Here is a 10,923-nt window from a genome sequence, read left to right on the forward strand (position 1 = left end):
GCAACGGCGGTGGCGGCAACGGCGGTGGCGGCAACGGCGGTGGCGGCAACGGCGGTGGCGGCAACGGCGGTGGCGGCCATGGCGGCGGCGGTCACGGCGGCGGCGGCAACGGTGGCGGTGGTGGCGGCCACGGCGGCCGTTAATCAAGCAGCGCAGCGCAAGGAAAAACCGATGTCCCTAACCGGGCATCGGTTTTTTCTTTGATTGGGTCGACGCGCCACACACGCATCGCAGGCCGATCGTCACGCGAGAGAGGTCTCTGCCATGCGCGCTCGTATCCTCGAACTGAACGGCCGCGTCGCACTGATTACCGGTGGGTCAAACGGCATCGGCCGCGCGATGTCGCCGGCCCTCGCGTCTTGCAGCGCATCGGTGGCGGGAACGAAGCCGTCGATGTCGCGGAGATCAAGCGCTCACGCGACGACCGGCGACATCGAACGGCGTCTCGGTCACATCGACATTCAATGCGGGCGCCGGGACGATCTCACTGCAGCCAACTTCGACCAGACGCTCGCCGTGAATCTGAAGTCGGCGTTTCCGTACACGCGAGCCGTGCTGCGCGCGGCGCTCGGACGGCGTGGTCGATCTGTCATCGACGGCGGCGCTCGGGCCGGGTCTGTTGTCGAAAGGCCGATGCGCACCTATGCGGCCCGACTCGCGCGCGACGGCATCACCGTCAACGCGCTCACGCCGGGACAGATAGATACCGACATAACCGGGCCGCTCAAGCGCAGCGACCGGCTGAGCGAAGCGGGCGAAGTCGCTGACGTCGTGATGGAGATCGTCGGCAATGCATTCATCACGGGGCAGACGATCCCCGCTAACGGCGGCGCAAGGGCTATCCGCCGCGTGCGCCCTACGCCCGCAACAGCTTTAAAAGATCCTGCGCCACCGATTTCGACGACGCCGGATTCTGCCCCGTGACGAGACGCCCATCCACGATCGACAGCGGCTGCCAGTCGTCGACTTTCTCGAAGCGCCCGCCGAGACGCTTGAGTTCATCCTCCACCAGAAACGGCACGACCTTCGTGAGTTGCACCGCCTCTTCCTCCGAATTGGTGAAGCCGGAAACGCGCTTGCCCTTCACCAGCGGCTCGCCGTTCGCCTTCACGTGACGCAACACGCCGGGCGCATGACACACGAACGCCACGACTTTTCCGCTGTCGTAGAAGCGTTCGATCAGCGCGATCGATCGCGCATCTTCCGCGAGGTCCCACAGCGGTCCGTGGCCGCCCGGATAGAACACGGCGTCGTAGTCGTCGGCGTTCATGTCGGCGAGAATCGCGGTGTTGGCGAGGACGCGCTGCGCGGCGGCATCGCCCTTGAAACGTTCGGTGAGCTCGGTCTGGCCTTCGGGCGTATCGCTCTTCGGATCGAGCGGCGGCTGACCGCCCTTCGGCGAGCACACCGTAATGTCGACACCCGCATCGAGAAATGTGAAGTAAGGCGCTGCAAATTCCTCCAGCCAGAAACCCGTCTTTCTGCCGGTATTGCCGAGCTGATCGTGCGAAGTCAACACCATCAAGATTTTCATCGTCGCCCCTTGCATCGAGAATGTTTCGCCGGTCCACGCGTCTCGTGGTGACTGCACTATAGGTGGTGATTCGGTAGCGCGCGTGGCACGAACTCATGAAGGTCCGATCACGGCATCCCGTCATCAGTGACCAGACGGCCGAACTTACTAATATGAAGTAAGTTTTTCTGCGACAACCGCGCAACTAAAGAATTTTTACTGCGACAACGATTTACATTCATCTCATAAGACGATAACCTTGCTGCCGTCAGTCAGGTTTCCGGCAACGGTTGCCGATGTTGCGCCGAAAGCTCGATTTCATCGGGATTTTCGACCGAAACACGCGAACGTTATTCAAATCCAGACGACACCGCCTTCGAACTGAGTTCGTTTGTCATTTCGTAAGGCAGTGAGCGAACGCAATCGTTTGCTCGACTCCACCATCAGGAGCGCTTGCTGTCTTGCGCGCCGAACGCTGTCAGTGAATCCGCGTTGTTCAGTTCGTCTCCCGACGGTTCCAATTCGGCAGACGGACTTGCCTTGAAAAGGTAATCTGGATGACTAATTAGTGTCATCCAAGGCGACGGAGCGGATTAATTTACTGAGCAGGTCCGGCAGCGTTTCAGGCGGCAAGAGCCTTACGCCAATCAATTAGCCATGCTAACTGTAATGACGAATCGAAACCACACTTCCCATCGTAACTGCAACGTATTCCCGGCGCGCAAAGCCGGGGACATCGCGATCTCGGTTCTGACGAGCGTGTTGCTCGCCGCCTGTGGCGGCGGTGGCGACGGCGCGCTGGACAATGCAACCGCCAAGAGCGCCGCGCCCGAATCGACGGCGAAGGCCGCGGCCAGCACGTCCATCTTCTACGGCGCGAACGGCCGGAACACGAACGGCGGCGCGTACGACGCGACGCCCGTGGCGACGCAGCTCGCGCAACTGAAGGACATCGGCGCGACGATCTATCGTAACGATGTGTACAGCCTGAGCTCGGCGAAGGTCATCGCGAAGATGGCTCAGACGATGGCGGCCAGCGGCGTGACGGTCTATCCCGTGATCCTTCTGGGTACCGGCTTCAACTCGGAACAGGACGCGTACAACGCGGCTTACACGCTCGGCCAGCAAGTCGCGGGAACCTACAAGTACAAGTACTACGAAGTCGGCAACGAGCTCGAAGCGCAAGCGCTCAGCGGCAACGTCGACGGCACGAGCTGGACGCACTACAGGAACCAGCCCTACGTCCTCGCGCGCGGCGTGATTCGCGGTTTGATCGCGGGCGTGAAGTCGGTGGACGGCTCGGCGAAAATCATCGTGAACGGCACGTGGCTTCACTACGCGTTCTACCAGATGCTGATGGACGGCTCGCAGCCCGACGGCACCCGCGGCCACCCGACCGTGAGCTGGGACATCACCGCTTGGCACTGGTATTCGAACCAGAACGACATGACGCATGCATGCGGCGGCACGGGTTGCTACGACATGCTGGGCATCCTCCATTCGTTCGGCAAGCCGGTGTGGATCAACGAATTCGGCGTGCGTCCGAATTACGGCACGGACCAGCAGATCGGCAATTACATGGCGGGCAACACGATGATGGCGCAGTTCCAGAGCCTTGCATCGAAGTACAACATTCAGTCGATCCAGGCGTTCGAACTCTATGACGACGCCGAAGGCAACTTCGGTCTGATGAAGTCGGACGGTCAGACGACAAAGGCCGCTTACTGGTCGTATAAGAACTTCGTGGCCGGCCACCCGATGTAAATTCGGCGGGCGTTTCATTGCCCCGCTTCCGGCATCTTCGCGAGCGACCCATTGTGGTCGCTCGTTGCATTTTCGGCCCGGAAAATAGGCACTTTCCCGGATCATGGCGCGCGTGCTTATCGGCGCGACGATATGACTGGTATTCAGTCGCAGCGCCTTGTCGGCGAGTCTTCTCCGCCATAACCTGAATCAGAGGCAGCCCTTTCGATCTGGAGAAGCTATGCGCGGCAACCTGCAATCCTTCATCGAGCGAGACGAACTATTCGTCGGCATTCCCAATCACGCTCCACGAGATCGCGTGCGATCCATTCTGTATTGCGGTGGAACGGGCGCCGCGCCGATCGTCGGGATCGCGAAGCGGCTTGCGTCGGCGGGACGGAAATTCGAGGTGCATCACTTCGCGCGTTCATCCGACCGCACGGCGCTATTGCAGGAGTTCGAAGCGCTTCGCAGTCACGGCAAGGTCTTTCATCATTTCGACTTGTCCGATGATCTGTCCGCACAGAAGAGCGCTTTCGCGATGAGTCCGACTCACGCAAGCACGCAAATCTATTGCAGCGGCCCGCCCGCTTTCATGGATCGGGTCGAGCGTCAGGCGCGCGACTGGGTGTACGCGTCGAACATTCACAAGATCGTTCTCGACGGCCGAATCGCCTAATCGGCCATCCGCGCCGGATCGAGACCCAGCGCCCGCGCCAGTTCGCGCGGCGATCGCACGATCTGCGCCTGCGCGGGAAAAAGCGCGGCGCCTTCGTCGTCGAAAGGCCATGCCAGCACGCGCATCCGCGCTGCGATGGCTGCCCGCGCGCCGGTCGGACTGTCTTCCACCGCGATCACTTCTTCGGGCGCGAGACGCAACAGCCACGCCGCGCGCTCGTACGGCTCGGGGCTCGGCTTGCCGTTGCGCACGTCGTTGACGCTGATGGTCACGAGCGATGGCTCTTCGATGCCGAGCGCGCGCAGATTCGCTTCGAGCAGCATGCGCGACGCATTCGACACGATCGCCTGCGTGATCCCCGCGGCCTTCGCGGCGCGATACACCTCCAGCGCGCCCGGGCGCGGCACGAGCGCGGGCGCCCCGTCGAGATAGGCCCGCGCGCGAAACGCGGACCAGTCCGCGTAATCCACCGACAACCCAAAGCGCTCGCAACACAGCGCATGCACTTCGCGTCCCGTCTTCCCGAAGACGAGCGGATGCATCTCCTCGCCCGCCTCCACGCCATGACGCGCGAGCGCCGCGATCAGCGTGCGCAAATGCAGCGACTCGCTTTCCGCGAGCGTGCCGTCCATGTCCCACAAGATGGCCTTGATCAAAACTCGATTCGTCCTTGTCGTTCGGGTGCGTTCAGCGCGGAGCCTATCACGACGTAGTCCGTTCATCGTGCTGCGCGATTGCATTTATTTATACGGCCATATAATATCTCTCCGAATCCACACGACTTCATCTTTGGAAGGACGAGATCATGAGCAGAACACTTCGCGTCGGCGTGATCGGCGGGGGAATCGGCGGCGTGGCCCTGACGGGCGCGCTCGCCCAGCAAGGGATCGAGGTGCGGCTCTTCGAACGCGCGAGCGTTTTCGGCGACGTCGGCGCGGGCATTCAGATGACGCCCAACGCGGTGAAGGTGTTGCAGGCGCTCGGCATCGGCGATGCGCTGCGCGACGTCGCGTTCGTGCCGCAGGCGATCGTCGGCCGCAACTGGGAGACGGCGCGCGAGAACTTTCGCATTCCGCTCGCGTCGGCGTGTTCCGAGTTGTACGGCGCGCCTTTCTATCACGTGCATCGCGCGGACCTGCATCGCATTCTGACGACGCTCGTGCCAGCCGGTTCCGCCCGCTTGTCGACGCGCTGCATCGACGTGCGTCAGGAAAAAGACGCCGCCGTCGCCATGTTCGACGACGGCAGCGAGTTCGAAGCGGATTTGATCGTCGGCGCGGACGGCGTGCGCTCGATCGTGCGTTCGACACTGTTCGGCGAGGAAGCGCCGCGTTTCACCGGCAACATGTGCTTCCGCGCGGTCGTGCCGTTCGACGAAGCGCCGGACTTCGTCAGCCCGGATTCGTCGTTCTGGCTCGGGCCGCATGCGCACGTGGTCACGTACTACGTGCGCGGCGGCGCGGCGGTGAACATCGTCGCGGTGGCGGAGACGCAAGATTGGGTCGAGGAATCGTGGAACGCGAAATCGAGCCGCGAAGAACTGCTCGCCGCGTTCGAAGGCTGGCATCCGAATCTGCAGCGCCTCTTCGAGCGCGCCGAATCGGTCTTCAAATGGGGCTTGTTCGATCGCGATCCGATGCGCACCTGGTCGCGCGGCAACGTCACGCTGCTCGGCGACGCCGCGCATCCGATGCTGCCCTTCCTCTCGCAAGGCGCGGCGATGGCGCTCGAGGACGGCTACGTGCTCGCGCAATCGCTTGCCGCGCACGGCAAAGATATCGGCAACGCATTGCGCGGCTACGAAGCCGAGCGGCTGCCGCGCACGAGCCGCGTGCAGCTCGAATCGCGCGAGCGCGGCCGCACCTATCACTTGCCGAGCGCATTCGCGCAGAGAAAGCGCGATCTGATCTACAAGTTCAAGTCGTATCTGAATCCGCAGGCGTCGGGCATCCAGGCGAACTGGGTCTACGCGTACAACGCAACGGACTTCGCGCCGCGCGCGGCCTTGTCCCATGTTTCCCTGGAGGTCTGAGATGTCGGTCAGGACTTATCGCATCGGGCAAATCGTCCCGAGTTCGAACACGACGATGGAAACCGAAATCCCCGCGATGCTGATGGCGCGTCAGGCGATCGAGCCGGAGCGCTTCACGTTTCATTCGAGCCGCATGCGCATGAAGAAGGTCGTGAAGGAAGAGCTTGCGGCGATGGACGCCGAATCCGACCGATGCGCCGTCGAGCTTTCGGACGCGCGCGTCGACGTGCTCGGTTACGCGTGCCTCGTCGCGATCATGGCGATGGGGCGCGGATATCACCGCGTATCGCAGGAGCGCTTGACGAAGCACACGGCGGGAAATGGCGGCGAGGCGCCGGTCATCACGAGCGCGGGCGCGTTGATCGATGCGCTGAAGGTGATGAAGGCGAAGCGCGTCGTCGTCGTTGCGCCGTATATGAAGCCGCTGACCGAACTCGTCGTCGATTACATTCGCAACGAAGGCTTCGACGTGATCGACTACCGTGCGCTGGAGATTCCCGACAATCTCGATGTCGCGCGTCACGATCCACGCAATCTGCCGGGCATCGTGCAATCGATAAACTATCAGGACGCCGATGCAATCGTTCTCTCTGCGTGCGTGCAGATGCCGTCGCTGCCTGTCGTGCCGATGGTCGAGGCATCGACCGGCAAGCCCGTCGTGACCGCTGCGATCGCCACCACGTACGCGATGCTGCGCGAGCTGGACCTCAAGCCAATCGTGCCGGGCGCGGGCGCGTTGCTTTCAGGGGCGTATTGAGCGATGGAATCGACCTTTCTCTACGGCGCGAACGTCAACGCGAACGGCATCCGCCAGCACTATCTGCGCTACGGCGGCGCGCGCGAGGATCGCGATGCGATCGTGGTCGTTCCCGGCATCACGAGTCCGGCGGTGACGTGGGGCTTCGTCGCCGAAACGCTCGGCCGTCAGTTCGACACTTACGTGCTCGACGTGCGCGGGCGCGGCCTGTCGGAAGCGTCATCGACGCTCGACTACAGTCTCGATGCGCAAGCCGCCGATCTCGTCGCGTTCATCGAAGCGATCGGCGTAAAGCAGGCGAGCGTGCTCGGCCATTCGATGGGCGCGCGCATCGCTCTGCGCGCCGCGCGACAGGCGAAGTCGATCGGGCGGCTCGCGCTCATCGATCCGCCCGTGTCCGGTCCCGGACGGCGCGCGTATCCCGCGCAACTCGCGTGGTACATCGATTCGATTGCGCTTGCACGCGAGGGCATCGACGCGGAAGGCATGCGCGCGTTCTGCCCGAGCTGGACCGACGCGCAATTGCGTCTGCGCGCGCAGTGGCTGCACACCTGCGACGAACGCGCGATCCGCGCGAGCTTCGAAGGCTTTCACGCCGACGACATTCACGCCGACATGCCGCACGTCCGGCAACCCGCGCTCTTGATGACCGCGGGAAAAGGCGACGTGATCCGCAGCGAGGACATCGCCGAAATGCGCGAATTGATGCCGCAACTCGAAGTCGTCAACGTGCACGGCGCAGGCCACATGATTCCGTGGGACGACGAACGCGGCTTTCATCGCGCGCTCGGTTCGTTCTTCGGCGCACCGCTCATCTGAGGCAATACATCATGCCAATCAGCGATTATCAATTGATCGAAGCGTGGAAAACCGTGCTCACGCTGTCGCGTCTGGAGCCGCGGCAGACCGTGACCATTCTCACCGGCGCGGCGACGCATCCGCAGACGCTCGCGTGCGCGCTGATCGCGACGCAATCGATGGGCGCAATCGTCAACCGGCTCGATCTTCCGCCCATCAACGGCGAAAAGGCGCTGAGCCGCGACGCGCTCGCGTATCTCGGCGAAACGCCGCTCACCGGAAACCGCGCGGCCATCGCAGCGTTGAAGGCGAGCGATCTCGTGCTCGACCTGATGACACTGCTCTTTTCGCCCGAGCAGCACGAGATTCTCGCGTCGGGCACGAAGATTCTGCTTGCCGTCGAACCGCCGGAAGTGCTCGTGCGCATGACGCCGACGCTTGCGGACAAGGCGCGCGTGCTTGCAGCGGCGAAGCGCATCGAACATGCGCGCGAGATGCGCGTCACATCGAAGGCCGGCACCGATCTGCGCTGCCCGCTCGGCGCGTTTCCCGCGATCGCGGAATACGGTTTCGTCGATGAACCCGGCCGCTGGGATCATTGGCCGAGCGGCTTCGCGCTCACGTTCCCGAACGAAGGCGGCGCGAACGGGCGCATCGTGATCGATCGCGGCGACATTCTTCTGCCGCAGAAAAGCTATTGCTCGGAGCCGATCACGTTGACGGTCGAAGGCGGCTATGCGCGCAAGATCGAAGGCGGCGTCGATGCGGAGCTTCTGCGCGAATACATGCTCTCCTTCGACGACGCCGAAGCCTTCGCGATCTCGCATATCGGCTGGGGCCTGCAGAAACGCGCGCACTGGTCGACGCTCGGTCTCTACGATCGCGAAGCGACGCTCGGCATGGACGCGCGCGCCTTCGACGGCAACTTCCTGTTCTCGCTCGGACCGAACAACGAAGGCGGCGGCACGCGCACGACCGCATGCCATATCGACATTCCCTTGCGCCGCTGCACGGTCTCGCTCGACGGCGTGGACGTGGTTCGCGAAGGCAAGACCATCGAGGAAACGCAATGAACGAAGCGATCTATTTACGTCAGGGCTTCGGCAAGGAGTTCGATATCGAAGGAAACATCGGATTCCTGATCGTCGATTTCGTGAACGGTTTCGCCGACCCCGCCGTGTTCGGCGGCGGCAATATAGCGGAGGCGATCGAACGCACCGTGCCGCTTCTGCGCGCGGCGCGCGAGATGCGCTGGCCGGTCGCGCACAGCCGGATCGTCTATGCCGACGACGGTTCGGACGCGAACATTTTCTCGCTCAAGGTTCCCGGCATGTTGACCCTCAAGGAGCACGCGCACGACAGCGCAATCGTGCCGCAACTCACGCCTGCGCCGGGCGAGTTCGTCGTGCGCAAGAACGTGCCGTCGGCGTTCTACGGCACGTCGCTTGCAAGCTGGCTCACGATGCGCGGCGTGCGGACGCTCGTCGTCGCGGGCGCTGTCACGAGCGGCTGCGTGCGCGCGAGCGTCGTCGATGCGATGCAGTGCGGATTTCGTCCCGTGGTGCTGTCCGATTGCGTCGGCGATCGCGCGCTCGGTCCGCACGACGCCAGTCTCTTCGATATGGCGCAGAAGTATGCTGCGGTGATGTCGTCGGAAGAATTACTCAGCCGCGTGCGGCGTTCTCCGGTACGCAACTGAACGACACGGTGGAGGTCTGCTCTTCGAGCGAGCGCACGCCGCTCGTTGCTTCCGACCTGATCGCGACACGCTGCGAGCGTTGCTTGCAGTAATCCGCGGCGGCGTCCATTGCGGCGTTGCGCGCGGTCACCCACGACATGCGCGTGCCCGTCGCCTTGCCGGTGACCGTGTAAGTGTCGGGCTGCGCACCGGCCGTGACGCCGTTGGTCGTGCCGCACGCGGCGAGCAGACACGCGAGCGCGAGCGCGCCGATTGCGCCGATCGCGCGCGGCGTCGAATGTATTGGTCGTAAGTAAGAAAACATGCTCGTGGATCGTGAATTTTTAGATCGACACGAATGGTACAAGCGCCCGCGATTTTCTTCACGAATCACAGGACAGGCGCGATGTATTCGAGTCCGTCGTTTCACGATCGACCGCGTGCGCGGTCCTATGTTCCCGTCAAGCCTGAGCGATGCGATCCAGCAGGCGTTGCAGACGCGAATGCTGACACGGCGCAAGCCCTGGCGTGGAGATCGCCTGCACGACGCGTCCGCGCCAGTATGTCTTGGAGAAGAGCGAATTCGCGCCTTCGAGGCTCAGCACTTGCTCGAGATGATCGATGGCCGAGTCGAGATGACCGGCGCTATAGAGAGGTATGCGTGCGCTGATGTCGTTCATGGCGCGGATGAAGATTGAATCGATGGAGCCGACAGGCGGCGCACGAATCGTCGCGCGCCGCTTGCGAGCATCAGCTCATGTGCTGACCGCCGTTGATCGCGATGTTCGAGCCGGTGACGAAACCGGCGTCATCGGAGCACAGGAACGCGACGAGCGCCGCGACTTCCTCGGGCTTGCCGAGACGGCCCGCCGGAATCTGCGGAAGAATCTTCGTATCGAGAATTTCCTGCGGAATCGCCGTCACCATCTTGGTCGCGAGATAACCCGGCGAGATCGTGTTCACGGTCACGCCCTTCTTCGCGACTTCGAGCGCGAGCGACTTCGTGAAGCCGTGCATGCCCGCCTTCGCGGCCGCGTAGTTCGTCTGGCCGATCTGACCTTTCGAGCCGTTCACCGACGAAATGTTGATGATGCGGCCGAAGCCGCGCGACACCATCTCTTCGCAGACCGGCTTGGTCATGTTGAAGACGGAATCGAGATTGGTGCGCAGCACGGCGTCCCAGTTCACCTTCGTCATCTTCTTGAAGGTCGTGTCCTGGGTGATGCCGGCGTTGTTCACGAGGATATCGACCGGGCCGACTTCGGCCTGGATCTTCGCCACGCAATGCTGGGCGGAATCGTAGTCGGCGACGTCCACGCCATACGCGCGGAAGTTGTAGCCCTGGCGATCCATGCTCGCGAGCCATTCGCCGACCTTCGCGTTGCCCGGCGAATGCGTCACGACGACCGCGTAACCGGCGTCGTGCAGCTTCATGCTGATGGCTTCGCCAAGACCGCCCATGCCGCCCGTCACCACTGCGATGCGCTTAGTCATGCTGATACTCCTCGTTGATTCTCTCAGGTTGATGAAACTCGGAATGAAACCGGCGCTGCGATGCTGCCTCGACGCTTATAGAGTTGGTTGTCGCGTCGGGCCGCGTGTGGCGTGCCGCGCCGGTGTATTGCTTTCGTTACGGACGTTCCAGCGCCAGCGCGACACCCATCCCGCCGCCGATGCACAGCGACGCCAGACCCTTCTTCGCGTCGCGCTTCTGCATTTCGTG

15 protein-coding genes are annotated in these 10,923 nt (G+C 62.9%); 9 read left to right on the top strand and 6 right to left on the bottom strand.

What is annotated here, in order from left to right; all coding sequences use genetic code 11:
• Both NOV72_RS32525 and NOV72_RS31270 read left to right on the top strand, forming a co-directional pair.
• Window positions 1–204: hypothetical protein (locus NOV72_RS32525; protein ID WP_181291210.1), on the top strand; the 204-nt coding region annotated here is incomplete at its 5' end.
• A gap of 60 nt (window positions 205–264) precedes the next feature.
• Window positions 265–924 (top strand): SDR family NAD(P)-dependent oxidoreductase, encoded by a 660-nt coding sequence (locus NOV72_RS31270; protein WP_106858379.1) that lies wholly within the window; start codon window positions 265–267, stop codon window positions 922–924.
• On the opposite strand, the gene NOV72_RS31275 is transcribed toward NOV72_RS31270, so the two are convergent.
• On the bottom strand, window positions 857–1,534 hold the full coding sequence (locus NOV72_RS31275; RefSeq protein WP_106858391.1) for a type 1 glutamine amidotransferase domain-containing protein: 678 nt from the start codon (window positions 1,532–1,534) through the stop codon (window positions 857–859). The two genes, NOV72_RS31270 and NOV72_RS31275, sit on opposite strands and share 68 nt — an antisense overlap.
• Window positions 1,535–2,182: 648 nt before the next feature.
• Here NOV72_RS31275 and NOV72_RS31280 point away from each other — a divergent pair.
• Entirely contained in the window at window positions 2,183–3,277 is a 1,095-nt protein-coding gene (locus NOV72_RS31280) for a glycosyl hydrolase (RefSeq protein ID WP_106858380.1), read from the top strand.
• A gap of 298 nt (window positions 3,278–3,575) precedes the next feature.
• Window positions 3,576–3,935: a ferredoxin reductase domain-containing protein gene (locus NOV72_RS31285; protein WP_245933232.1), complete on the top strand. Its 360-nt coding sequence runs from the start codon at window positions 3,576–3,578 to the stop codon at window positions 3,933–3,935.
• Here the strand turns inward: NOV72_RS31285 and NOV72_RS31290 are convergent.
• Window positions 3,932–4,591 (bottom strand): HAD family hydrolase, encoded by a 660-nt coding sequence (locus tag NOV72_RS31290; protein WP_106858382.1) that lies wholly within the window; start codon window positions 4,589–4,591, stop codon window positions 3,932–3,934. The two genes, NOV72_RS31285 and NOV72_RS31290, sit on opposite strands and share 4 nt — an antisense overlap.
• A gap of 149 nt (window positions 4,592–4,740) precedes the next feature.
• Between NOV72_RS31290 and NOV72_RS31295 the strand changes: the two genes are divergently transcribed.
• From NOV72_RS31295 to NOV72_RS31315, 5 genes are read left to right on the top strand one after another with little or no spacing between them, the layout of a single operon-like run.
• A complete protein-coding gene (locus tag NOV72_RS31295) occupies window positions 4,741–5,967 on the top strand; it encodes an FAD-dependent monooxygenase (RefSeq protein ID WP_106858383.1) in 1,227 nt (408 codons plus the stop codon).
• 1 nt (window position 5,968) lies between these two features.
• Complete coding sequence (locus NOV72_RS31300; RefSeq protein ID WP_106858384.1) at window positions 5,969–6,724, top strand: maleate cis-trans isomerase family protein; 756 nt, start codon at window positions 5,969–5,971, stop codon at window positions 6,722–6,724.
• A 3-nt stretch (window positions 6,725–6,727) separates the two neighbouring features.
• Window positions 6,728–7,543: an alpha/beta fold hydrolase gene (locus NOV72_RS31305; protein WP_106858385.1), complete on the top strand. Its 816-nt coding sequence runs from the start codon at window positions 6,728–6,730 to the stop codon at window positions 7,541–7,543.
• An 11-nt stretch (window positions 7,544–7,554) separates the two neighbouring features.
• Window positions 7,555–8,595, top strand: coding sequence for a 2,5-dihydroxypyridine 5,6-dioxygenase NicX family protein (locus NOV72_RS31310; RefSeq protein ID WP_106858386.1), 1,041 nt, complete (start codon window positions 7,555–7,557; stop codon window positions 8,593–8,595).
• Window positions 8,592–9,221 carry an isochorismatase family protein gene (locus tag NOV72_RS31315; protein ID WP_106858387.1) on the top strand — a complete coding sequence of 210 codons (630 nt, stop codon included), beginning with the start codon at window positions 8,592–8,594 and terminating at the stop codon, window positions 9,219–9,221. Before NOV72_RS31310 ends, NOV72_RS31315 begins: the two co-directional genes overlap by 4 nt.
• Here the strand turns inward: NOV72_RS31315 and NOV72_RS31320 are convergent.
• From NOV72_RS31320 to NOV72_RS33035, 4 genes are all read right to left on the bottom strand, one after another.
• On the bottom strand, window positions 9,187–9,525 hold the full coding sequence (locus tag NOV72_RS31320) for a hypothetical protein (protein ID WP_106858388.1): 339 nt from the start codon (window positions 9,523–9,525) through the stop codon (window positions 9,187–9,189). The genes NOV72_RS31315 and NOV72_RS31320 overlap by 35 nt on opposite strands.
• Before the next feature lie 136 nt (window positions 9,526–9,661).
• Window positions 9,662–9,880: a hypothetical protein gene (locus NOV72_RS31325; protein WP_106858389.1), complete on the bottom strand. Its 219-nt coding sequence runs from the start codon at window positions 9,878–9,880 to the stop codon at window positions 9,662–9,664.
• Window positions 9,881–9,950: 70 nt separating this feature from the next.
• Window positions 9,951–10,694, bottom strand: coding sequence for an acetoacetyl-CoA reductase (gene phbB / locus NOV72_RS31330; protein ID WP_106858390.1), 744 nt, complete (start codon window positions 10,692–10,694; stop codon window positions 9,951–9,953).
• A gap of 136 nt (window positions 10,695–10,830) precedes the next feature.
• Window positions 10,831–10,923, bottom strand: a 93-nt coding sequence (locus NOV72_RS33035) for a hypothetical protein (protein ID WP_143281732.1), incomplete at its 5' end; no start/stop codon positions are given.

The sequence above is a fragment of the Caballeronia novacaledonica genome (genome assembly GCF_900258035.1).
In the GTDB taxonomy this organism is placed as follows: domain Bacteria; phylum Pseudomonadota; class Gammaproteobacteria; order Burkholderiales; family Burkholderiaceae; genus Caballeronia; species Caballeronia novacaledonica.